Raw genomic sequence first — 22915 nt, 5'->3', positions numbered from 1 at the left:
ACTCCGGTTGAAGGCTTTGCCCGGCCCCAAACGCCTCCAGCTCCGGCCCAGCCTTTTGTTGCATTTTGCCACGGCTTGCCTTGAGGCAAGAGTAAGGCGGCGCCGGCCCGACTCGCAACGGGCCAGATGCGCGCCTTCAATGCTTTGTCGAGAGAATCACAAAGGCAAGTTCCAAGGGAGGACGCTGCCATGCCCATCTATCGTGCCCCGGTCGAGGATGCCCGCTTCCTCCTGAGCGATGTGTTCGACATCGCCCGATACAGCAATCTTGCCGGTTTTTCGGACGCAACGCCGGACACGATCGACGCGGTGCTGGATGCCGCCGCACGCCTTTGCGAGGACGTGATCCAGCCGCTCAACCGGATCGGCGACGTGGAGGGCTGCACCCGGAACGAGGACGGTTCGGTGACGACGCCGACGGGCTTTCCGGACGCCTACCGCCAGCTTGCCGAAGGCGGCTGGGTCGGTCTTTCGGCCGATCCGGAGATCGGCGGCACAGGCCTGCCCTTCGTCTTCACCTGCCTGATGAACGAGTTCCTTTCCAGTGCCAACGTCGCCTTCTGCCTTTATCCCTCGCTGACGCAAGGGGCGATCACGGCGCTGGCGATCCACGGCAACGAGGAGCAGAAGGCGCTCTACCTTCCGAAGCTCGTCGAGGGCACCTGGACCGGCACGATGAACCTCACCGAGCCGCAGGCGGGCACCGATCTTGGCCTGTTGCGCGCAAAAGCGGTGGCGAATGGCGACGGCAGCTATGCGATCAGCGGCACGAAGATCTTCATTTCCGCCGGCGAGCATGACCTCACCGAGAATATCGTCCATCTGGTGCTTGCCCGCATCGAGGGCGCGCCGGCCGGCACTAAGGGCATCTCGATGTTCGTGGTGCCGAAGTTTATTCCCGATGCCAACGGCAAGCCGGGCGAAAAGAACGCCGTTTCCTGCGGTTCGCTGGAAGAAAAGATGGGCATTCACGGCAGCCCGACCTGCGTGCTCAATTTCGACGGCGCCACCGGCTGGCTGGTCGGCGAACCGCATTCGGGCCTCAAGGCCATGTTCACGATGATGAACGAGGCGCGGCTCGGCGTCGGCATACAGGGGCTCGGCCTTTCGGAGGTTGCCTACCAGAACGCCGCCGCCTATGCCCGCGACCGCCGCCAGGGACGGGCCATGTCGGGGCCGAGCGAGCCGGACAAGGCCGCCGACCTTCTCGTCGTTCATCCGGACATTCGCCGCATGCTTCTCACCATGCGCGCCTTCAATGAGGGCGGGCGGGCGCTCGTCGCCTGGACGGCGCTGCAGTCGGACATCGCCCACCGCTCCGAAGACGAAGCCGCGGCGAAGCTTGCCGACGGTTGGCTCGGGCTCGCGACGCCGATCGTGAAGGCGTTCCTGACCGACAAGGGCTTCGAGAACACCGTTCTCGCGCAGCAGGTCTTCGGCGGCCACGGCTACATCACCGAATGGGGCATGGAGCAGTTCGTGCGCGATGCCCGTATCGCCATGATCTACGAGGGCGCCAACGGCATCCAGGCGCTCGATCTCGTCGGGCGCAAGCTCGGCCGCGACGGCGGTAAGCCGGTGATGGCGCTGTTCAAGGAAATCGGCGATTTCGTCGCCGAGAATGCCGGCAACAAGGACCTCGAACCCTACGTCCTGCCGCTCGGGCAGGCCTTGAAGGACCTGCAAAGCGCGACCATGTGGTTCATGACCAACGCGATGAAAAAGCCGGAAAATGCCGGTGCGGGCTCGACCGACTATCTCAATCTCTTCGCGCTCGTGCTTCTCGCCTGGATGTGGGCGCGGATGGCCAGGGTCGCGCAGGAGAAGCTTGCGGCAAACGAAGGCAATCCGGCCTTCTGGAACGCCAAGCTGATCACCGGCCGCTTCTTCATGGAGCACATGCTGCCGGAGACGGGCGCGAATCTGGCGCGAATCACCAGCGGCGCCGATACGATGATGGCGATGCCCGCCGAGGCATTCTGAACCGGTCTGCGGAAACGCGGCGAAAGGCAAACGATGACCGAGGCCTTCATCTACGATCATGTGCGCACCCCGCGCGGGCGCGGTAAGAAGGAGGGGGCGCTGCATGAGGTCACCGCCGTCAAGCTTGCCGCCGAACCGCTGAAGGCGCTGAGAGCCCGCAACGGCCTCGACACGACACTGGTCGACGATGTCATCCTCGGCTGCGTCGACCCGGTGGGCGAGGCCGGCGGCGACATCGCGCGAGCGGCGGTCTTCGTCGCCGACTATGGCGAGCACGTCCCCGGCATGCAGATCAACCGCTTCTGTGCCTCCGGGCTCGACGCGGTGAATTTTGGCGCCGCGATGATCATGGCCGGCCAGCATGACATGGTCGTCTCTGGCGGTGTGGAATCGATGAGCCGGATCGGGCTCGGCGCCTCGGGCGGGGCCTGGCCGATGGACCCGGCGGTCGCCCTGCCCTCCTGGTTCATGCCGCAGGGCGTTTCGGCCGACCTTATCGCCACGAAATACGGATTCTCGCGCACCGATGTCGACGCCTATGCGGTGGAAAGCCAGAAACGCGCGGCAAAGAGCTGGCAGGACGGGCGTTTTTCGAAGTCCGTCATTCCGGTGACCGACCTCAACGGCCTCACCATTCTCGACCGCGACGAACACATGCGGCCCGGCACCGACATGCAGTCGCTCGCCGGCCTGAAGCCCTCCTTCGCGATGCTGGGCGACATGGCCGGCTTCGACGCCGTCGCCATCGACGCCCACCCCGAAGTCGAGTTCGTCGACCACGTGCACCATCCCGGCAACTCGTCCGGCATCGTGGACGGCGCGGCTGCCGTGCTCGTCGGATCATCGGAGGCCGGCAAGGCGGCGGGATTGAAGCCGCGCGCGCGGATCAGAGGCTTTGCCAATATCGGCTCCGATCCGGCGCTGATGCTGACCGGCCCGGTCGACGTCACCGAAAAGCTGATGAAGCGGATGGGCATGTCGCTGTCGGACATCGACCTTTTCGAGGTCAACGAGGCCTTTTCGGCGGTCGTCCTGCGCTTCATGCAGCATTTCGAGGTCGATCCGGAGCAGATCAATGTCGCGGGCGGAGCCATCGCCATGGGCCATCCGCTCGGGGCGACCGGCGCGATGCTGATCGGCACGGTGCTCGACGAACTGGAAGCGCGCGATCTCAGCACCGCGCTGGTGACGCTGTGCATCGGGGCCGGCATGGGCACGGCGACCGTGATCGAGCGGGTGTGAGGGGACGACGATGACCGAGACCCATTTCACCCTGACGACGGACGAAGACGGCGTCGCCCTTTTCGTCTGGGATTCGCCCGGCCGCTCGATGAACGTCTTCACCGAGGCGGTGATGGACGAACTGGAAGCGCATATCGAGGCTTTGGTCAAGGACGAGGCCGTCAGGGGCGCGATCATCGCCTCCGGCAAGTCCACCTTCTCCGGCGGCGCGGATCTGTCCATGCTGCAGGCGCTGCTCGGCCGCTATCACGCCATGGCGCGAGAGGACCAGCCGGCCGCGATGGCTTGGCTGTTTACGGCAGGCGCGCGCATGTCGCGGATGTGGCGGCGGCTGGAAACGGCGGGCAAGCCCTTCGTCGCGGCGGTCGGCGGCACCTGCATGGGCGGGGCCTTCGAGATGGCGCTGGCCTGCCACGGCCGCATCGCCGCCGAGGGCGACTATGTGATGGGCCTGCCGGAGGTGAAGATCGGCATCTTCCCCGGCGCCGGCGGCACCCAGCGCGTCATGCGGATGGCCGATCCGCAGGCGGGGCTGACCTTCCTGCTGCAGGGCCAGACCGTTGCCCCTAAGAAGGCCGTAGCCCTGAAACTCTTCGACAAGGTGGTGCCGGCGGAAGGCCTTCTTGCCGAGGCGAAGGCCATGATCATGGCCGGGCTCGATCCGGTGCGCCCGTGGGACAAGCATGACTTCCGCCTGCCCGGTGGCAAGGTCTATTCGCCGGCCGGCTTCCAGTTCTGGCCGGCGGCGAACGCCATCTACCGGCGCGAGACCCACGACAACTACCCGGGCGCCCGGGCGATCCTTGCCGCCTGCTACGAGGGCCTGCAGCTTCCGATGGACCAGGGGCTGCGCGTCGAGGCACGGCAGTTCGCCCATGTGCTGACGACGACCGAGGCCGCCTCCATGGTGCGCTCGCTCTTCGTCTCGATGCAGGCGCTCTCAAAGGGTGCGCGGCGACCGAAGGACATTCCGCCGATGACGCCGAGGCGGATTGGCGTGATCGGCGCGGGCTTCATGGGCTCGGGCATCGCCCATGCGGCCGCCGGGGCCGGCATCGAGGTCATGCTGATCGACGCGGACCGGGACAGCGCCGAGCGCGGCAAGGAGACGGCAGCCAAACTCGTCGCCGAGCGCGTTTCGAAGCGGCGCATGACATCCGAGGACGGCGAGACGCTTCTGTCGCGGATTTCTGCCAGCGACGACTATTCCGCCCTTGCCGACTGCGACCTCGTGATCGAGGCGGTCTTCGAGGACCGCACGGTCAAGGCCGCCGTGATGGACAAGGCCGCCAAGGCCATGAAGGCCGACGCGATCTTTGCCTCCAACACCTCGACCTTGCCGATCACCTCGCTCGGCGCCAACTGGGCCTCGCCGCAGGCGATGATCGGGCTCCACTTCTTCTCGCCGGTCCACAAGATGAAACTGGTCGAGGTGATCCTCGGCGAGAAGACCGGCGACAAGGCCCTCGCCGTCGCGCTCGACTTCGTGCGCGCCATCGGCAAGACTCCGATCGTCGTTCACGACAGCCGGGGCTTTTACGCCAACCGCTGCGTGATGAACTACCTGCTGGAAGCGCATCTGATGCTGACCGAGGGCGTGCCGCCGGCAATGGTGGAGAATGTCGCCCGGATGGCGGGCATGCCCGTCGGTCCGCTCGCCCTCAACGACGAGGTCGGCGTCGATCTCGCCTGGAAGATTCTTCAGGCCACGAAGGCGGACCTTGGCGAAACGGCCATCGATCCCCGGCAGGCAAAACTGCTTGAGGAGATGGTCGTCGCGCGCGGCCGGCACGGGCGCAAGAACGGCGCGGGCTTCTACGACTATCCCGCCAAGGGGCCGAAGCGGCTCTGGCGCGGGATCGCGGAGATCGTCGGCGAACCGAGAGCGGCGGAAGACTTCGACGTCGAGGAGCTGAAAACACGGCTGCTGGCGACGCAGGCGCTGGAAGCGGCCCGCTGCATCGCCGAGGGCGTCGTGACGGACGTGCGCGAAGCCGACGTCGGCTCGATCCTTGGCTTCGGCTTTGCACCCTTCAGCGGCGGCACGATCTCCTACATCGATGGATTGGGCACCAAGGCCTTCGTCGACATGGCGGACACGCTTACCGAACGACACGGGCCGCGCTTTGCCCCGAATACGCTCCTCAAGGAGATGGCGGCGACGAACGAACTCTTCTACGAGCGCTTCGCACCGCCGGGCGCGCCCGCCGCCTGACGCGTTCGGCCACGGTGCGTGCCGCCCAAGCGCCGCCGCCCAAGCGCCGCCGCCCAAGCGCCGCCGCATTGACGGCGTTCTATCGTCTTTTCGGGCGGGCAAGGCGGCTGGCGCATGCGCGCAAGGAAGAAGGGGGATTTCCCATGACCAGGTGGACGGCATCGATCGCGGTCGTGGCCGGCCTTATGCTCGCCGGTCCGGCCCTGGCGCAGGAGACCCAAGGGGCTCCGGCGCAAACGCCCATGACGGCAACGCCCTCTGTCGTGGCACCCGATCAGGGTGCTGCGGCGGATGCCGGTGACGGGGTGGAAGACCTGAAACTGCGCGTGAAGGCAGCCGAGTCGGCGTCCATGAGCCTTGGCGAGCGGATGGTGAAGATCGAGGCCGAAGCCAGGAGCGGCAGCGACGGCCTGGGCGATCTGAAACGCCGCCTTGAGGCACAGCAGGACCAGCTGGACCGCCTCGCGCAGGATCTCGACAGATATGAGCGGACCACGACGGATCGGATGAAGGCGCTGGAAGACCGGATCGCCGCGCTGGAGGGCGCGCCCGAAAAGGCTCCTCCTTCGGGGGCACTCCCGGACATGTCGCAGAACAACGGGCCCAAGATGGAAACGCCGGATCGCGGCAGCGACGAGTTTCCGAGCGACCAGGAACTCGACCGGTTCTTCGACTTTGCCCACAAGGCCTTCCGGCGCTTCTTCGGGCTGGTCGACGACCTGAAAAGAGACCTCAACGAAGAGCGGATCTGATCAGCCGAGCCACCACCACCCGAGTGCCCCGGCGGTGGCGAGCCAGAGAGCGACGATGATGGCCGCGCCCGTCCGGCTGACCGGCCGCTCGGCGAGGGAGTCCGCCTGCCGCCTGAGATCGGCCATGACGTCGTCGGGGATCAGCGCGACGACACCGAGAATGCCCGCCGGCACGATGATGAGATCGTCGAGGAGCCCCAGCACCGGGATGGCGTCGGGAATGAGGTCGATGGGCGAAAGCGCATAGGCGGCAACCGCCGCGGCGGCCCATTTCGCCGCAAGAGGAACACGGTCGTCGCGCGCGGCCAGCCAGAGCGCCAGCACGTCACGCTTGACCAGCCGCGCCCAGCGGCGAAAGGCATTCCAGTGGTCGGCGGCCTTCATGCCGCGCTTTCCAGGCTCGTCAGGAACTTGGCGATCAGGGACAGGCTGCGCGTCGTTGCCGGACTGTCGAAATACTGGAAGACGTGCGCGCCACCGGGCGTCACATCGATATCGGCGACATTGCCGGCGGCGAGCCAGCGCGACGCCATGAAGAGGCTGTCGTCGAGAAGCGCGTCGAGCGAGCCGACGGAAAAGAGGGCCGGCGGCAGGCCCTTCAGGTCGGCGTAAAGCGGCGAAATGTCCGGATCGTGCCGGTTGGATTCCACGCCCAGGAAGCTGTTGGCAAAGAGCCGGACATCGCGGGTCGTCAGCACGAGCGGCGTTTCGCCATAGGCCGCCGCGCTCGGCGTGAGGCCGAGATCGTAGCAGCCGGCGATGAGGTTCGCGCCGGCAAAGGGCGTCATGCCGTGACGGTCGCGCAGGCGCAGCAGCGTGACAACGGCAAGATGGGCGCCGGCACTCTCGCCGCCGATGGCCAGGCACCGCGTTCCGAAGCGCTCCCCGCATTCGCGCGCAAGCCAGAGGGCCGCGGCCTCGCAATCGTCCGGGCCCTGCGGATAGCGATGCTCCGGCGCCAGCCGATAATCCACGGACACCACGGCAAAACCGGTGGCGTCGACGAGCGGCGTCAGGATCTGTTCCTGCTGGGTCGCCGCGCCGAGTGTCCAGCCACCGCCATGGAAATGCAGGAAGACGCCCGGAACCGGCCCCTCGCCCGGCTCGATCACATGCAGGGGGATCGGGCCATGCGGGCCCTCGATGACAAGCTGTTCGGCGCGCGGATCGCGCGGGGCAAGCGGAAACGGCCCCTTGCCCGCCGCCCTGGCGGCGCGCACCACGGCCGGGTCCAGCGTCCATTTGTCCGGAGCGGCCTGGAGCGCCGCAATGATCCGCGCGTTGAGCGCTTTCGTCTCCGGCTCGATGGCCTCCGGTCGGAAAAGGGCGGGGTCGAGCTGAATCACTGGGCGATCTCCGGTCTTTCTCGGGGCCCTTGCTCGGGTCCGGTCGAATGCAGCCCGCCCTTGATAGCGCAATGCGTGTCAGGATGCAGCCGGAGCCTTCGAGCGCCGCAACCGTGCCCTCGCCCGCGCAGCACCGCCAACGCCGAACCAACCGAGGCCGAAGCCGGCAAGGGTGAGGAGAATGCCCTCCACCGTCGTCGGAATGGCCGGGGCGAAGTCGTCCCACGCCGCCGACAGCATGCGGGGATCGGGCGCGGACAAGACCGCGGCGATGCGTCCGAAGGCTCCGGCGTTTCGCATCGTCTCATACTGCCGGTCGAGACGCTCGTAGCGCACGACGGCGTCTCCCGTCGCCTCGCCCACGTCGCCGACAAGCGGGTCATCGTTGCGCTCAAGGCGGTCAAGCGCGGCCTCGCGCGTCAGCCCGGCCCGGTTGGCCGCCGCGTCGAATTTCTCCACGATCGGGCGCAGGGCATCGAGGGCGCCGCCGAGACGCTGGAGATACTGCTGCGAGAATTCCGGCGACTGGGCAAAGCCGAGCGCCAGCAGCGTTCCCATCACGATCCTGAGCAAACGAACGATCATCGGTCCCTCTTCAAAGACGGGGGCGCGGAAGACACTTGCCGTCCCGCATTCGGCATGGACATCCGCTCCGTTCAAGCCGGCCGGTCAGCTTCGGCTTGAGTCGTGACACATGTCATCTGGCACGATTCGCCGAAATTCTGTGCAAATCCAGTTTCCCGCATGGCCAAATGTGTTGATTGTCTTTCCTTCGACACCGCCTGATCTTCATATGACCCGATCCGGTACAAAGACAACAATCTCCGGAGCGGCCATTCGGCACGTCGTAACGTCAGGACAGGTGAACCCATGCTCGAAGAATTCAAGAAATTCGCCCTCAAGGGCAATGTTGTCGACATGGCGGTCGGCATCATCATCGGCGCCGCCTTCAGCGCCATCGTCTCCTCGCTCGTCGACGACGTGATCATGCCGCCGATCGGCATCATCCTCGGCAACGTGGACTTCTCCGATCTCTTCGTCGTCCTGCGCGACGGAACGACGCCCGGGCCCTATCTGACGCTCGCGGCCGCCAAGGAGGCAGGGGCGGCGACCTGGAATCTCGGGCTCTTCGTCAACTCGATCATCAAGTTCCTGATCGTCGCCTTCGCGCTCTTCATGGTTGTCCGGGCCATGAACAAGCTTCAGCGCGCCGAGGCCGAAAAGCCCGCCGAGCCGGCGGCTCCGCCGCGCGACGAGGTCCTGCTTGAAGAGATCCGCGATCTTCTGAAAGCTAGGTGAAACCCTTTGCCGCGAGCCGACGCCGCTTCGTCAGCGCCGGCCCGCCCGCCCTTGCCGGCAAGGGCTTCGACGCTTCCCCTCCTTTTTCCGCGGAAGCCCTGGATTCATCAAAGCACCGGCTTCCATCGGCGGACCACGGCTGCGGACCGGTCTGCCCGACCTGGAGTCTTTTGACCAATGGACTGGATGCTTTTCTCCTGAAAGTGGTTCTGATAGGTAGTTTTCCAAAGGAAGCCTGACGGACCGAGCGTCGGCATCCGTGTCGATTCCCCCGCCGGACAGACTGCGATGGAGCGGTTTTCCCGGCGTATCGACCGATGCCCCTGCGGCGGACCTTCGGAAGGAACGGAATGGACGGCTTTGCAGACAGCCTCAGGCGCGCGGCGGTGGAGGCACCGGCCAGCGGCATCGTCGAGGTCATGAACCATGGTTTCGGGCGCCCGGGCATGATTGCCCTGTGGGCCGGCGAGGGCGACCTTGCAACCCCCGCTTTTATCTGCGAGGCCGCGACGCGGTCGCTGGCGGCCGGCGAAACCTTCTACACCTACCAGACCGGAATCCCGGACCTGCGCGAGGCGCTCGCCCGTTATCACGACCGCACCTACGGCTCGCTGTTCGGACGGCCCTTCGATCCGGCGCGCTTCATCGTCACCGGCTCGGGCATGCAGGCGATCCAGCTCGCGATTGCCGCGATCGCCGGTGCTGGCGACGAAATCCTGGTGCCGACGCCGGCCTGGCCGAATGTCGCCGGGGCCTTCTCGGTCGCCGGCGGGCGGCCGGTGGAAGTGCCGATGACCCCGGATCCCGTGGCCGGCTGGTCGCTCGACCTCGACCGCCTCGAAGCCGCCATCACACCGGCAACACGGGCAATCTTCATCAATTCGCCGTCCAATCCGACAGGATGGACGGCGGATCGCGAGACGCTTGCCGCGATCCTGGCGCTTGCCCGAAAGCATGGTCTCTGGATTATCGCCGACGAGGTCTACGGCCGCTTCGTCTACGATGGCGTCGACGTTGCTCCCTCCTTCTACGATCTCATCGATGAGAGCGACCGGCTCATCTTCGTCAACACGATGTCGAAGAACTGGGCGATGACCGGCTGGCGCGTCGGCTGGATCTCCGCTCCGCCGGCGATCATCGATCTGCTCGCCAATCTCCTGCAATATTCGACATCGGGCGTTGCGGTCTTCATGCAGCGGGCCGCCGTCGCTGCCCTCGACCGCGGCGACGATTTCATCGCCCATCAGGTCGCCCGCGCTCGCCGTGGCCGCGATCTCGTCCACCGGGTCCTGACCGCGACCGGCCGGGTGCACGCGCCACCGCCGAAGGGGGCCTTCTACTATTTCTTCGCGATCGACGGCGAACCGGACACGCGCCGCCTCGGGCTGCGGCTCGTCGACGAGGCCAACATCGGGCTCGCTCCGGGAACCGCCTTCGGAGAGGCCGGCGCGGGATACATGCGCCTGTGTTTCGCACGCGGCGAGGAGAGCCTGGGAGCTGCCGCCGACCGGCTGGCGCGCTGGCTTGAGGCGACGGGAAAACAGGCCCCGGCCGCCTGAGCGCGCCGACGGGAAAATGACCGGAAGGGACGAGGGTTTGAGCGGCGAAGGCAACGACATGGGACGGGAGACGCCGGATGCGCCGGTCCGCGAGAACGGCGTGTCGGAAGCCCGCTTTGCCAGCGTTCTCGACACGGCGGTCGACGGCATCGTCGTCATCGACGACAGGGCCCGCATCCTCGCCTTCAACAAGTCCTGCGAGACGATGTTCGGACGCTCCGCCGCCGACGTGCTGGGCGAGAATGTGCGCATCATCATGCCGCCGGACTTCGCCAACCAGCATGACGGCTATCTTTCGCACTACCTGACGACCGGCGAGCGCCGGATCATCGGCATCGGCCGCGAAGTGAGCGGCATGCACAAGGACGGCACCGTCTTTCCGGTCGAGCTGTCGGTCGGCGAGGCTGTCACGCCGGAAGGCCGGCAGTTCATCGGCGTCATCCGCGACCTGCGCAGCCGCAAGGCCGTCGAGCAGAGGCTGAACGAGTTGCAGTCGCAACTCGTCCACATGGCCCGCCTTTCGGCGATGGACGAGATGGGCGCGGCCATGGCGCACGAGCTCAACCAGCCGCTCACGGCCCTGATGCTCTATCTGCAGGCCGTCGACCGGCAAGCGCAGCAGTCCCCAGAGACGTCCGAACGGATGCGCCAGATCATCGGCAAGGCGCTGAAGGAGGCCGAGCGGGCGGCGCGTATCATCGACCGCATGCGCAATTTCGTGGAAAAGCGCGAGCCCGCCCGCCAGGCCGTCGACCTCGGGCCGACCGTCGCCGAATCGCTCGACCTCATCATGGTCGTTGCGCAGGGCTCCACCGTCCCGATCGCCTTCCTGCCCCCGAACGGCCCTGTCGAAGTCGACGCCGATCCGGTCCAGATCCAGCAGATCATCCTCAACCTCGTGCGCAACGCGGTCGAGGTCGTGCGCGGACTGCCGGAAAAGTGGGTGCGGGTGGAGATCGAGACGGACGCGCAGACCGCCCGGGTGATCGTGACCGATTCGGGACCGGGCATTCCTCCCGATGTCGCCGCCTCGCTTTTCAAGACTTTCGAGACGACCAAGAAGACGGGCATGGGCCTCGGTCTCGCGATTTCACGGTCGATCGCCCAGAACCATGGCGGCGACCTGACCGTGGAACCGGGCGGCAACGGCAAGGGGGCCCGGTTCATCCTGCACCTGCCCCGTCCACACGACGGTACAACAACCAGCCCGGAATTGCGTGACGCCGAGAATTGAACTGGCTTATGCTTCCGAGAAGCGGCAAACGACTGCCTCCCTCGGAAAAGGACAGCGGCAAATCAAGAAGGAAGAGGACATGACGGACGGCAGCAGCGACAGTGTCTATATCGTCGATGACGATCCCGCGGTTCGGGACGCCCTGTCGGTTGTCCTGGAGATGGACGGGTTCACGACGCGCGGCTTCGACGGTGCGGAGCCGTTCATCGACGCTCTGAGGAGCGCGACGCCGTCCTGCGTGCTCCTCGACGTGCACATGCCCGGCCGATCGGGCCTCGACGTGCTCAAGGCGATCGACGTCATGAATTTCCCGGCGCCGGTCTTCATCATCTCCGGCCAGGGCGACATCCCGATGGCCGTCAATGCCATCAAGCTCGGCGCGTTCGATTTCATCGAAAAGCCGTTCGACGCCGACTTCGTGGTCACGCGCATCCGCGAGGCGCTGGCCGCGCGCCGCGCCGCCCGGCCGACGCCAGCCGGCAACTTCCCCGGCGCAGACATCCTGACCCCGCGGGAGCGGGACGTCCTGAAGGAAATCACCTCGGGCGCATCGAACAAGGAAGCCGGCCGCACGCTCGGGATCTCGCCGCGCACGATCGAGGTTCACCGCGCCCGGATCATGGAAAAGCTCGGCGCGAAGAATGCCGCCGACCTTGTCCGCATCGTCCTGACGTCGCCCGGCGCTACGGGTTCTAACGAATAACATTCAGGCCGTCCGGTCCCTTATTCTACGCTGCTCCAAGAAGGACACGCGGGCCGAAAGGCTCGCGGGTGCATGGTTTGCGATGGCCGGAAATCCTGCGGTCCTTTCTCTTGCGGATTGATCGCGCTCATTATTTTTGGCTCGCCCAGGCCGATTTCATCACGATTCGGGCGCGAGAACGGAAGGTTGATTGCGTGAAGATCGCCGTGATCGAAGATGATGCCGCGGTGGCAGATGCCCTTGTGGCGCTGTGTGCCGCAGGCGGATGCGATCTTCAGCGCTTTCACAGCGCCGAGGCCTTTCTTGCGACCGTCAAGCTCGACGAGATCGATGTCGTCGTCGTCGACCTCGGGTTGCCGGGCATCTCCGGCCGCGAGGTGATCCAGCGCCTGCAGGACATACCCGACGGGCCACGGGTGGTGGTGATCTCGGGAAAATCGGATCGGGAGATCCGTCACGAGTTGAGGGGACTGCACCAGACCCAGTTCCTGCGCAAGCCGCCGACCGGCGACTGGCTGGGTGAAATCATCCCTTCGGCCAAATAAGACGGCCGCATCACCGGACATTCCAGACAATCGCCGCTGGATTTCTCTGGAACTCCGGACTTAAATCGATTTCGTCGCACGCTTCCGCAAGGGTCCGTATTCGGGCTTACGCAGTTCGTCTTAAGTATTGGGACTGTCTTACGGATTGCAATCACTTAGGTAAATTTTGCGGCGTCGGAGGACGCCAAAGGCAACGTGGACGGACGGGCCTTTCTTCAAATCGCGTCTCAAGACATCCGCCAGGGTTCAGGGGGCACCCCATCGCACCCTGTTTCCGGACAAGCACGGTCGGACGACGTTCGAGGAGGAACCGAATGCTTCAGCATGCCAAGATCAACGATCACGCGAGCTCTGGCGAAGGCGAGGGCCGCTATCGTGACATGCCACGCAAGGCCCGCCCCGAGAGCACGGCCTGGACCAGCTTTCTGGCCAGCCGTTCGACCCGCACCGAACGTCATCATTCGCATGATGTCATCTGCTACGAAGACGATCCGGCGACCCATCTCTTCGAGATCGCGCAAGGCTCGGTCATGCTCTACCGGTTGCTCGGCGACGGACGCCGTCAGGTGGTAGACATTCTCTCGCCGGGCGATCTCTTCGGGCTGGCGCCCAGCGGCTACTACGACTGTTCCGCCGAGGCACTGTGCGAAGTGACGCTCCGCGTCCTCGACCGCCACGAGATCGACGTCAACCCGGCCCTGCAGGCGCATGTGAACCATTGCCTGGCGTCGCGCATCGAACTCCTGCACTCCCATGCGGTGCTTCTCGGCCGCAAGTCGGCCGCCGAACGGGTGGCAACCTTCCTCATGCGCTTCGTCCCCGAGCGGGGCGTTGTCGGCTGCCCTGGCCCCGCCGTCGGCGAGAAGGACAATGCCGTCGTCGTGCTGCGCATGACGCGCCAGGAAATCGCCGACTATCTCGGCCTCACGATCGAGACGGTGAGCCGGGTGCTCTCCGATTTCAAGCGCCGCGGCATCATCTCGATCGAGAAGAACGACCGCATTCACCTGCCGAGCGTCTGCCGCATCTGCAAGATGACGGGCATTCACTGAATTCCGGCACTGGTCCTGAGTGGCTCAGGACGATCCATCCGCGCCCGCTTCGCGCTTCCGCCAACCCGGGACCGCGAGGCGGGCGTTTTTGCGACCTGGTCCACCCGGTCAGAAGCGGTAGCCGACCCGAACGCCCGCGTTGGTCAGGCCGTCGTTGCCGCCATCGCACAGACCGGCGTGCGACAGATGCTCGACGCCCACGAGCATCTGCCAGTGCTCGTTGAAGCGATATCCGAGATTGGCCGCTTCGCGGAAGGTGACCCGGCAGCCCATGTCGATCCGACCCGGCGTTGCGTCCTTGCCGTTATTGACGGCCCCGCCGAGAGTGGCCTCCAGAAACAGACTCTCCGTGATATCGACGTCCCAGGTGAGGCCGGCGTAAAGGAAAGACGTGTCGCCGCCCGAATTCAGGCTGCCGCCGACCTCCAGTCGCGGTCCGAAGACAAAATCCGCCAGCGCGTTGCCGGTCGAGACGGGCAAGGGACTGGTCAGGAAGGCAAGACTGATATCGACCTCGCCACGTTCCTTCGAACTGAGATTGTGAGACGCCAGCCCCAGCCTCACTTCGTCGAGCAGGCGGAAATCCGTCGCCGTCAGAGGAGCCGGATCGCCCGGCAGCTTTTCGGCAGCCGCGGCATTCGATGGCGCCGTAGAAGCGATCATGGCGGCACTGACCAGCGCCAAAAGCGAAAGAGTATCGCGCCGCTCTGCGCGCGATTGCTTCCAATTGGTGAACAATATCATTCCCGGCCCCGGAACTATAGTCTTTCAGGAACGAACCCGACTGAAAACAACGTGATTCGAAGGAGATCGTTCGAATTAGAGCCGACTTTGCACGGCCTGCCTAGTCGGCAGAGTTTGCCGACCTGAGCGCAAGAGTGGCGAAGCGGCCCGTTCCGGTGAGCCGCCGCCTGCGCTGCATCAGGTCGCCGTCGAATGCCGCCCCCCGGCACCGAGATAGCTGTCGAAATGGCTGGCAACGAGCCGCGCAAGCGCCGCGGCGTCGCGCGTGATGGCCACCCTGCGGTTGACGATGCGCACATAGCCATCGCTCTCCAGCGGGGCGAGGGCGCGAAAGTCCTCATCGAAGTAGCCCTCGTCGAGCCCGTGGCTGCGGGCGATCCCGCCGCAGTCGGCGTCGAAGAAGCACAGGAGTTCCTCGATGACGTCGGCCCTGGCGCGATCGTCGACGCTGAGCGGCCGGCCCTTGACGGTGGCAAAGCGCCCCGCCTCGATGGCCATGGCATAGGCCTTCATGTCGGTGGTGGTCTGGACGTAGCCGCGCGGCAACTTGCCGATCGAGGACAGGCCGAGCCCGATCAGCGTTTCCGCCTTGTCGGTGGTGTAGCCCTGGAAATTGCGCCTCAGGGTGCGGTCCTTGAGCGCGATCGCCAGCGCATCGTCCGGGCGCGCGAAATGGTCGATGCCGATCGCCTCGTAGCCGAAGGCGTCGATGGTGGTGCGGGCGATCTCGGAGAGGCGCCGGCGATCTTCCGGCCCCGGCAGGAGCCTCTCGTCGATGAGCTTCTGGTTGGCCTTGAACCAGGGGACATGCGCATAGCCGAAGAGCGACATGCGCGCCGGCGCGAGGCCCGCCGCCTGCATCGCCGTCTTGCGGATCGACGCGTCGGTCTGCCCCGGAAGTCCGTACATCAGGTCGAGGTTGATCGTGTGAATGCGGGCCCGGCGCAGGGCCGCCATGGCCGCCTCGACGACGGAGAAGGGCTGCATGCGCCCGATCAGGGCCTGGACCGCCGGATCGAGATCCTGAACGCCGAGGCTCGCCCGGTTGACGCCGAGGCTTGCCAGATGCGCGGCACCCGACGAGGTGACGTGGCGCGGATCGAGCTCGATCGCATGCTCGGCCTTAGGCGAAATCTTGAAGAAGCGATGCAGGTCACCGACGATCGCATCCATTTCGTCCGGCGGCATCAGGCTGGGGGTGCCGCCGCCCCAGTGGATGTGGCTCACCTCGACGGCGCCGACATGATCGGCGACGAGAGCGATTTCCTTGCGCAGGACCGCCGCGTATTTGCGCAGCGGCTCGTCCTTGAGGGACGCCTTCGTCGTGCAGCCGCAGTAGTGGCAGATCGAACGGCAGAAGGGCACATGCAGGTAGAGCGAGACTGGTCCGTGCTCGGCGGCAAGATCCAGCCAGGCGGCATGCTCTTCCTGCCCGACGTCGGGCAGGAAATGCGGCGCCGTCGGGTAGGACGTGTAGCGCGGCAGATTGCGGTCCAGAAGGTTGGTGAGGCGTCGGTCGATCATCATGGACGAGTGATTGCCACGACAACGGGTAGACGGCTTTGATCTCTCTCAAGTCCAGGCCATTACCGGCCCGAATTTGCAATCCTGCCATGCCTTGAAACGCACCGGCCCGCACTGTAGAGCATCAGGGACAAGGGGTGTACGCGGTTCTGCGCATCCGCCGGATGCGCCGTCTTTCCGGGATCTTCCGCACGACCCGGCCGCGCGGTCGCTGGCGCTTTCACGCGCCGTGCAGCGGATCGTTCATCCGCAACGAAGGGATCATGATGGGCTCGGACAGGCCGAATGCCATGTGGTTGGCGCTGGCGCTCAGCATCGGACTTTCCGGCGGATTCCTGTTCTCCCTTCTCGGCATGCCTGCCCCCTGGCTATCCGGTTCCATGATCGCGGTGGCGCTCGCGGTGCTTTCCGGCCTCAAGGCGGAGATGCATAGCCGGCTGCGCGATGCGATCTTCATCCTCCTCGGCATCTCGATGGGAGCCGGCGTGACGCCGGAGGCCATCGGGCATGTGGCGCTCTGGCCGTTGAGCCTTGCCGCCCTTTTCGTCACCGTCGCCGGCATCGTCTGTTCGACTTTCGTCTACCTGCGCCGGTGCGCCGGATGGGACAAGGCCTCGGCGCTCTTCGGCGCGGTGCCGGGGGCGCTCTCCTATGTCCTCATGCTGGCCGAGACCACGCGGGCGGACGTTCCTCGTGTCGCGCTGTCGCAGACGATCCGCGTCTTCCTGCTCGTCGCGGTCCTGCCCGGCGTGGTGACCTACCTCGAGAGCCGCTACTCGGACGTTGCGACGGCAACCGCGACCGTGGCCCAGCCGGCCCCGGCGCAACTGGCCGATCTCCTCCTGATGATGGTCTGCGGGCTGGCGGCGGGTCTTGCCGGCATGAAGGCAAAGGTCCCGGCCGGCGCCCTCTTCGGCGCCTTCTTCATGAGCGCCTTCCTGCACGGGTCGGGCCTCGTCTCGGGAATCCTGCCCCCGATCCTGCTGACAGCCGGCTATGTTTTCCTTGGCACTTTCATGGGGTTGCGGTTCTCCGGCACGCGCTGGAGCGACCTTTTCAACGGTCTCCGGTCCGGGCTCGGCGCCTTTGTCGTCGGCAGCGTCGTCTCGGTGACCGGAGCGCTCGTGGCCTCCTTCGGCCTCGACCTGCCGCTCGGCCAGGCGCTGGTCGCCTTTGCGCCCGGCGGCCTTGAGGCGATGGTCATCCTCGCCTTCTCTCTCGGGCTCGATCCGGCCTTCGTTGCGACGCACCAGCTCGCACGCTTTTCGGTGATGATGTTCGTGCTGCCGGTCGTCGCCCGCTGGCTGCTCGGCCCCGGCTGGAACCAGCACGGGCGCTCCGGCTGAGGCCGCCGAACGCGCCGTCATCGCCCCTGGCGCTGCCGTGGGTGCGACGTCTCGACGGCAGACGGCCATGAATGCAACACAGCCGCGCCAAAATCACGAACTGTTGATCTGCGTCAAGGCTGCTGCCGCCCCCCTCCCCTAAGCAGGACAGTGATGCGCGGGCTCTTCCCGTCCGCGCGCTCCCATCACCAGACTTTCGGGGCACAAAAATGACAGCTTCAAGGTCAGGACAGTCCATGTCCTTCGAGGAAACGGGCTTTACCGTTCTCCTCGGCGTCCTCGCGCTCGTCTGCCTTTTCATCGCCGGCAAGGCGGTGGATCAGGTCATGGCCTTCCATGCCATGATCGGCGCGATCTCCACGGGCGCAGGCGCCATCTACATCGTCCGCCGGCGCATGCAGGGCGCGGTCGACATTCCGGCCGAGATCAACGGCCGGCCGAACTACAACCTCGGCCCTGTCAAGTTCGGCGCCGCCATCTCCATGTTCTGGGGCATCGCCGGCTTCCTCGTCGGCGTGATCATCGCCAGCCAGCTTGCCTTTCCGGCGCTGAACTTCGATCTGCCCTGGACCAACTTCGGACGCCTGCGCCCGCTGCACACCTCGGCGGTCATCTTCGCCTTCGGCGGCAACGTGCTGCTGGCGACGTCCTTCTATGTCGTCCAGCGCACCAGCCGCGTGCGCATGCCCGGCGTCGTCGCCCCCTGGTTCGTGATGATCGGCTACAACGTCTTCATCCTGATCGCCGGCACGGGCTACCTGCTGGGCGTCACCGAGGGCCGCGAATATGCCGAGCCGGAATGGTATGCCGACCTCTGGCTGACGATCGTCTGGGTGGTCTACCTGCTCGTCTTCCTCGCGACCCTGTGGAAGCGCAAGGAACCGCACATCTACGTCGCGAACTGGTTCTATCTGGCCTTCATCGTGACGATCGCGATGCTGCACATCGTCAACAACCTGTCGATCCCGGTCACCCCGTTCGGCGTCAAGTCCTACGCGGTCTTCTCGGGCACGCAGGATGCGCTGGTGCAGTGGTGGTACGGCCATAACGCGGTCGGCTTCTTCCTGACCGCCGGCTTCCTCGCCATCATGTACTACTTCATCCCGAAGCGCGCCGAGCGGCCGGTCTACTCCTACCGGCTGTCGATCGTGCACTTCTGGGCGCTGATCTTCATCTACATCTGGGCCGGTCCCCACCACCTGCACTACACGGCTCTTCCCGAATGGGCCTCGACCCTCGGCATGACCTTCTCGATCATCCTGTGGATGCCCTCCTGGGGCGGCATGATCAACGGTCTGATGACGCTGTCGGGTGCCTGGGACAAGCTTCGCACCGACCCGGTGCTGCGCCTGATGGTGGTCTCCGTCGCCTTCTACGGCATGTCGACCTTCGAAGGCCCGCTCATGTCGGTGAAGTCGGTGAACTCGCTGTCGCACTACACCGACTGGACCATTGGCCACGTGCACTCCGGTGCGCTCGGCTGGGTCGCCTACATCTCCTTCGGCGCGCTCTACTGCCTGATCCCCTGGCTGTGGAAGAAGAAGCTCTATTCGCTGAAGCTGGTCGACTGGCACTTCTGGATCTCGACCCTCGGCATCGTGCTCTACATCACCTCCATGTGGGTGTCGGGTATCATGCAGGGCCTGATGTGGCGTGCCTACACCGACCTCGGCTTCCTTGAATACTCCTTCATCGAAACCGTCGAGGCGATGCACCCCTATTACATGATCCGAGCTCTTGGCGGCGTCCTGTTCCTCGCCGGCGCACTGATCATGGCCTTCAACCTCATCAAGACCGTCACCAGCGGCGAGGAGGCGGAAGCCTCCTCCGCAGGGATGGCCGCCGTTCCCGCCGAGTGAGGGGATCAGACATGTCTGTCTTTGCAAAGCATCAGGTGCTTGAGAAGAACTCGATCCTTCTTCTCGTCGGCATCCTCATCGCAGTCGCCATCGGTGGCCTCGTCGAGATCGTGCCGCTCTTCTATCTGAAGTCGACGATCGAGGTGGTCGACGGCGTCAGGCCCTACACGCCGCTGGAGCTGGCCGGCCGCAACGTCTACATCCGCGAAGGGTGCTATCTGTGCCACAGCCAGATGATCCGCCCGATGCGCGACGAGATCGAGCGCTACGGCCACTTCTCCCTGGCGGCGGAATCCCAGTACGACCACCCGTTCCAGTGGGGCTCCAAGCGGACCGGTCCGGATCTCGCCCGCGTCGGCGGCAAGTATTCGGACGAGTGGCACCGCGATCACCTGATCGACCCGCGTCAGGTGGTCCCGGCCTCGGTGATGCCCGGCTATCCCTTCCTCGCGACGGCCCTGCTCAAGGAAGAGCGGATCGCCGACGATCTGAAGGCGAACCGTGTCGTCGGCGTGCCCTACACCGACGAGATGATCGAGAACGCCCGTCTCGACATCCAGACCCAGGTCAATCCGGACAGCGACAGCGTGGATGCCTTCCTCGCCCGCTATCCGAAGGCCGTGGTCCGCGACTTCGACGGCGACCCGTCCAAGGTGACCGAACTCGACGCCCTGATCGCCTACCTGCAGGTGCTCGGCACGATGGTCGACTTCTCCACCTACGACGACAAAGCCAACCTGCGCTGAGGAGGATCGGATGAACTGGACCTACGAACATTTCGCCGGCTTCGCCCAGACCTGGGGTCTGGTCTACTTCTTCGCGATCTTCATGGCCGTCGTCGCCTACGCGATCTGGCCGAAGAACAAGAAGAGCTTCGACGAGGCCTCCCGCATTCCGCTCAGTGAGGATTGAGCCATGGCTCATCATGATGACATCGACGACGTCTCCGGCGTCTCCACCACCGGTCACGAGTGGGACGGGATCAAGGAGCTCAACAACCCGCTTCCCAAGTGGTGGCTCTACGTCTTCTACGCCAGCATCGTCTGGGCGATCGGCTACTATGTGGTCTATCCGTCCTGGCCGCTGATGACCGACTACACCCGCGGCGTCCTCGGCTATTCGCAGCGCGCCGCAGCGCTGGCGAACTACCAGGCCGGCGTGGATGCCCGGGCCGTCGAAGGCAAGGGTCTGGCCGACGCCAGCCTGGAGCAGATCCAGGCGAACCCGGACGAGCTCGCCTTCGCAATGGCCAACGGCAAGGCCGCCTTCGGCGACAATTGCGCTCCCTGCCACGGCTCGGGCGCAACCGGCTCCGTCGGCTACCCGAACCTGCAGGACGACGACTGGCTCTGGGGCGGTTCTCTGGAGGCGATCCAGGAAACCATCACGGTGGGTATCCGCTCCACGAGCGAGGACACCCGTGACACCCAGATGCCCGCCTTCGGCCGCGACGAACTGCTCGACAAGACGCAGATCCGTCAGGTCGCCGACTATGTCCGCTCGCTGTCGGGCCTCGAGGTTCCGGCCGACGTGGACCTCAAGGCTGGCGCGCAGGTCTTCGCCGACAACTGCGCCTCCTGCCATGGCGAGAATGGCGAGGGCATGCAGGAACTCGGCGCCCCGCGCCTCAACGACGCCATCTGGCTCTACGGCTCGGACGAGGCCTCCGTCATCGAGACGGTCACGAATGCCCGCAAGGGCGTGATGCCGACCTGGGGTGGCAAGCTCGACCCGGTGACCATCAAGTCGCTGGCGATCTATGTCCACAACCTCGGCGGCGGCCAGTAAATCATAACAATAATCGTGCGCACCACCTGACCGTCTGGACAGCGATGTCCGGGCGGTTTTTCATTTCACCGACATGATGCTTGTCTTGACCGGGACACGAGGTCCCCATCCAGCACCAGGCGAGGATGACCATGCCGCGATCGATCCTGCTTCTCGACGGACACCCCGACCCCGACAAGAGCCATCTCTGCCATGCCCTTGCCGACGCCTATGGACAGGCGGCCACGGCGGCCGGCCACACGGTCCGAAGGATCGACCTTGCCGGGCTCGACTTTCCCCTGCTGCGGTCGGCCGCCGACTTTCGCGAAGGCGAACCGCCCGCAACGATCGCCGACGTTCAGGCGGCCCTCCTTGCCGCAGACCATCTGGTCATCGTCTTCCCGCTCTGGCTCGGCGGCATGCCGGCGCTCCTGCGCGGCCTTCTGGAACAGACCCTGAGGCCGGCCTTCGCCTTCGAGGATGCCCCGGGGGGCTGGCCGAAGGGAAAACTCAAGGGGCGCTCGGTGCGCCTCATTGTGACCATGGGCATGCCGGCCTTCGCCTACCGCTTCTTCTTCCTCGCCCACGGCGTGAAGATGATGGAGCGCAACATCCTCAAATTCGTCGGCATGGGGCCGGTCCGAAAGACCTACATAGGCATGGTGGAGGAATTGAAGGCGGACACCTCAGAGAAGATCCTGGCGAAGATTGCAGGATTGGGGCGGAAGGGGGAGTGAGATCTGCGCTGGCCAAACCTCTTGTCTGTAGAGGCATACCGTTGACTTCCTCAGTTTCTTCACTACGTTACATGTAACGAATGGAGAAATGAGATGCCGTCTTCCGTCAATGAGCGGGTCGAACGGCGCCGGCAAGCTCTGAGAGCCGCCGGCCTGCGCCCGATCCAGATCTGGGTTCCCGACAACAGGCGTCCGGGCTTTGCCGACGAATGCCGCAGGCAGGCCCTGCTTGCCGCCCAATCAGACGCGGCCGATGCGGAACTGACGGACATTCTCGATACGGCTCTCGCGGAACTGGCTGAGCCAGAAGAATGAGGCGAGGAGACCTCGTAACAGTCGCGATCTCCGGAGATTTCGGCAAACCAAGACCGGCTTTGATCGTCCAATCGGACCAATTCGAGGCCTCCGCTACGGTCACGGTTCTCTTGCTCTCCGGCACGCTGATTGACGCGCCGCTCATCCGTATCCGCGTAGACCCGACACCTGAAAATGGCCTCAACAAACCCTCTCAAATCATGATCGACAAGATCATGACTGTCAGGCGGGAAAAACTGTCCGCGCCCTTCGGTCGTCTCGACAATGACCTCTTGGTGGCCGTCAATCGATCTCTGGCGCTCTTCTTAGGCTTCGGCTGATTTTCCGTCGCGTTCAAGCAGAGAGAATTTCCAATGCGACCTGTCACTGACCGCGAACGATCGCTGCTTGAAGCCCTTTTCGCGCACCTGCCGGCTATCGAATCGAGCCTTCTGCTTCAACTCGCTGCGGCCAAAGTCACCGAACTCGACGAGGAAGGCAGCCTGAAATTCCATATCGCCCCGTCCTTCTCCATCGAAATCAATGAGCGCGTCCCGGTCACGGGTACCATTGATGACATTGATGGAGTCCCCATCTTTTTTCTGCTGCATGTGGTGGGCGGAAAGATCGACGAACTTGAAATCTACAAGGCTGACGGATCAACCATCCTCACCGAGATCGTTGCGGACGCACTGCGTTTCGACCATTAGCTCC

25 protein-coding genes are annotated in these 22915 nt (G+C 65.0%); 20 read left to right on the top strand and 5 right to left on the bottom strand.

Features of this window, described 5'->3' with window-relative positions; all coding sequences use genetic code 11:
* Positions 1-189: 189 nt before the first annotated feature.
* From HDIA_RS24085 to HDIA_RS24070, 4 genes are all read left to right on the top strand, one after another.
* Positions 190-1983: an acyl-CoA dehydrogenase C-terminal domain-containing protein gene (locus tag HDIA_RS24085; protein ID WP_099558540.1), complete on the top strand. Its 1794-nt coding sequence runs from the start codon at positions 190-192 to the stop codon at positions 1981-1983.
* 33 nt (positions 1984-2016) lie between these two features.
* On the top strand, positions 2017-3225 hold the full coding sequence (locus HDIA_RS24080) for an acetyl-CoA C-acetyltransferase (protein ID WP_099558539.1): 1209 nt from the start codon (positions 2017-2019) through the stop codon (positions 3223-3225).
* A 10-nt stretch (positions 3226-3235) separates the two neighbouring features.
* On the top strand, positions 3236-5440 hold the full coding sequence (locus HDIA_RS24075) for a 3-hydroxyacyl-CoA dehydrogenase NAD-binding domain-containing protein (protein WP_099558538.1): 2205 nt from the start codon (positions 3236-3238) through the stop codon (positions 5438-5440).
* Between the two features lie 143 nt (positions 5441-5583).
* Entirely contained in the window at positions 5584-6192 is a 609-nt protein-coding gene (locus HDIA_RS24070) for a hypothetical protein (RefSeq protein ID WP_099558537.1), read from the top strand.
* Here the strand turns inward: HDIA_RS24070 and HDIA_RS24065 are convergent, their stop codons facing one another.
* The 3 genes from HDIA_RS24065 to HDIA_RS24055 all read right to left on the bottom strand — a co-directional run bounded on the left by HDIA_RS24065 (position 6193) and on the right by HDIA_RS24055 (position 8123).
* Positions 6193-6576, bottom strand: a complete 384-nt coding sequence (locus HDIA_RS24065; protein WP_099558536.1) for a YkvA family protein — start codon at positions 6574-6576, stop codon at positions 6193-6195.
* Positions 6573-7538 (bottom strand): alpha/beta hydrolase, encoded by a 966-nt coding sequence (locus HDIA_RS24060; protein WP_099558535.1) that lies wholly within the window; start codon positions 7536-7538, stop codon positions 6573-6575. Before HDIA_RS24060 ends, HDIA_RS24065 begins: the two co-directional genes overlap by 4 nt.
* A 78-nt stretch (positions 7539-7616) precedes the next feature.
* The gene (locus HDIA_RS24055; protein ID WP_099558534.1) at positions 7617-8123 is read right to left on the bottom strand and encodes a DUF2937 family protein; all 507 of its coding nucleotides are present in this window, start codon (positions 8121-8123) and stop codon (positions 7617-7619) included.
* 285 nt (positions 8124-8408) lie between these two features.
* Between HDIA_RS24055 and mscL the strand changes: the two genes are divergently transcribed.
* The 7 genes from mscL to HDIA_RS24025 all read left to right on the top strand — a co-directional run bounded on the left by mscL (position 8409) and on the right by HDIA_RS24025 (position 13930).
* Positions 8409-8837, top strand: a complete 429-nt coding sequence (gene mscL / locus HDIA_RS24050; protein WP_099558533.1) for a large conductance mechanosensitive channel protein MscL — start codon at positions 8409-8411, stop codon at positions 8835-8837.
* Positions 8834-9076 carry a hypothetical protein gene (locus tag HDIA_RS25510; RefSeq protein ID WP_157775805.1) on the top strand — a complete coding sequence of 81 codons (243 nt, stop codon included), beginning with the start codon at positions 8834-8836 and terminating at the stop codon, positions 9074-9076. The genes mscL and HDIA_RS25510 overlap by 4 nt, the downstream gene beginning before the upstream one ends.
* 111 nt (positions 9077-9187) lie before the next feature.
* A complete protein-coding gene (locus HDIA_RS24045) occupies positions 9188-10396 on the top strand; it encodes a pyridoxal phosphate-dependent aminotransferase (protein ID WP_099558532.1) in 1209 nt (402 codons plus the stop codon).
* 16 nt (positions 10397-10412) lie between these two features.
* Entirely contained in the window at positions 10413-11630 is a 1218-nt protein-coding gene (locus HDIA_RS24040; protein WP_245884068.1) for a sensor histidine kinase, read from the top strand.
* 79 nt (positions 11631-11709) lie between these two features.
* Positions 11710-12333 (top strand): response regulator transcription factor, encoded by a 624-nt coding sequence (locus tag HDIA_RS24035; RefSeq protein ID WP_099558531.1) that lies wholly within the window; start codon positions 11710-11712, stop codon positions 12331-12333.
* A 206-nt stretch (positions 12334-12539) separates the two neighbouring features.
* On the top strand, positions 12540-12878 hold the full coding sequence (locus HDIA_RS25505) for a response regulator (protein WP_157775804.1): 339 nt from the start codon (positions 12540-12542) through the stop codon (positions 12876-12878).
* 314 nt (positions 12879-13192) lie between these two features.
* On the top strand, positions 13193-13930 hold the full coding sequence (locus tag HDIA_RS24025; RefSeq protein WP_197708072.1) for a Crp/Fnr family transcriptional regulator: 738 nt from the start codon (positions 13193-13195) through the stop codon (positions 13928-13930).
* A gap of 108 nt (positions 13931-14038) precedes the next feature.
* On the opposite strand, the gene HDIA_RS24020 is transcribed toward HDIA_RS24025, so the two are convergent.
* Together HDIA_RS24020 and hemN are read right to left on the bottom strand one after the other, a co-directional pair.
* Positions 14039-14593: an acyloxyacyl hydrolase gene (locus tag HDIA_RS24020; protein WP_157775803.1), complete on the bottom strand. Its 555-nt coding sequence runs from the start codon at positions 14591-14593 to the stop codon at positions 14039-14041.
* 258 nt (positions 14594-14851) lie between these two features.
* Complete coding sequence (gene hemN / locus HDIA_RS24015) at positions 14852-16201, bottom strand: oxygen-independent coproporphyrinogen III oxidase (protein WP_245884066.1); 1350 nt, start codon at positions 16199-16201, stop codon at positions 14852-14854.
* Between the two features lie 134 nt (positions 16202-16335).
* Here hemN and HDIA_RS24010 point away from each other — a divergent pair, with 134 nt between their 5' ends.
* The 9 genes from HDIA_RS24010 to HDIA_RS23970 all read left to right on the top strand — a co-directional run bounded on the left by HDIA_RS24010 (position 16336) and on the right by HDIA_RS23970 (position 22911).
* Positions 16336-17544, top strand: coding sequence for an AbrB family transcriptional regulator (locus tag HDIA_RS24010; RefSeq protein WP_099558528.1), 1209 nt, complete (start codon positions 16336-16338; stop codon positions 17542-17544).
* A gap of 236 nt (positions 17545-17780) precedes the next feature.
* A complete protein-coding gene (gene ccoN, locus HDIA_RS24005; protein ID WP_099558527.1) occupies positions 17781-19403 on the top strand; it encodes a cytochrome-c oxidase, cbb3-type subunit I in 1623 nt (540 codons plus the stop codon).
* 11 nt (positions 19404-19414) lie between these two features.
* Positions 19415-20149 carry a cytochrome-c oxidase, cbb3-type subunit II gene (ccoO, locus tag HDIA_RS24000; protein WP_099558526.1) on the top strand — a complete coding sequence of 245 codons (735 nt, stop codon included), beginning with the start codon at positions 19415-19417 and terminating at the stop codon, positions 20147-20149.
* A 10-nt stretch (positions 20150-20159) separates the two neighbouring features.
* Positions 20160-20315: a cbb3-type cytochrome c oxidase subunit 3 gene (locus HDIA_RS23995; RefSeq protein ID WP_099558525.1), complete on the top strand. Its 156-nt coding sequence runs from the start codon at positions 20160-20162 to the stop codon at positions 20313-20315.
* A 3-nt stretch (positions 20316-20318) separates the two neighbouring features.
* Positions 20319-21191, top strand: a complete 873-nt coding sequence (gene ccoP / locus HDIA_RS23990) for a cytochrome-c oxidase, cbb3-type subunit III (protein WP_099558524.1) — start codon at positions 20319-20321, stop codon at positions 21189-21191.
* 125 nt (positions 21192-21316) lie between these two features.
* Positions 21317-21907: an NAD(P)H-dependent oxidoreductase gene (locus tag HDIA_RS23985; protein WP_245884064.1), complete on the top strand. Its 591-nt coding sequence runs from the start codon at positions 21317-21319 to the stop codon at positions 21905-21907.
* 93 nt (positions 21908-22000) lie between these two features.
* Positions 22001-22222, top strand: coding sequence for an antitoxin MazE family protein (locus HDIA_RS23980; RefSeq protein ID WP_099558522.1), 222 nt, complete (start codon positions 22001-22003; stop codon positions 22220-22222).
* A complete protein-coding gene (locus HDIA_RS23975; RefSeq protein WP_099558521.1) occupies positions 22219-22542 on the top strand; it encodes a type II toxin-antitoxin system PemK/MazF family toxin in 324 nt (107 codons plus the stop codon). The genes HDIA_RS23980 and HDIA_RS23975 overlap by 4 nt, the downstream gene beginning before the upstream one ends.
* A gap of 33 nt (positions 22543-22575) precedes the next feature.
* Positions 22576-22911 carry a DUF6984 family protein gene (locus HDIA_RS23970; RefSeq protein ID WP_099558520.1) on the top strand — a complete coding sequence of 112 codons (336 nt, stop codon included), beginning with the start codon at positions 22576-22578 and terminating at the stop codon, positions 22909-22911.
* Positions 22912-22915: the final 4 nt, after the last annotated feature.

This window comes from Hartmannibacter diazotrophicus, assembly GCF_900231165.1.
Lineage (GTDB): Bacteria > Pseudomonadota > Alphaproteobacteria > Rhizobiales > Pleomorphomonadaceae > Hartmannibacter > Hartmannibacter diazotrophicus.
The sequence above is the reverse complement of the archived record's forward strand: the minus strand, read 5'-3'. Positions and strand labels throughout refer to the sequence as shown.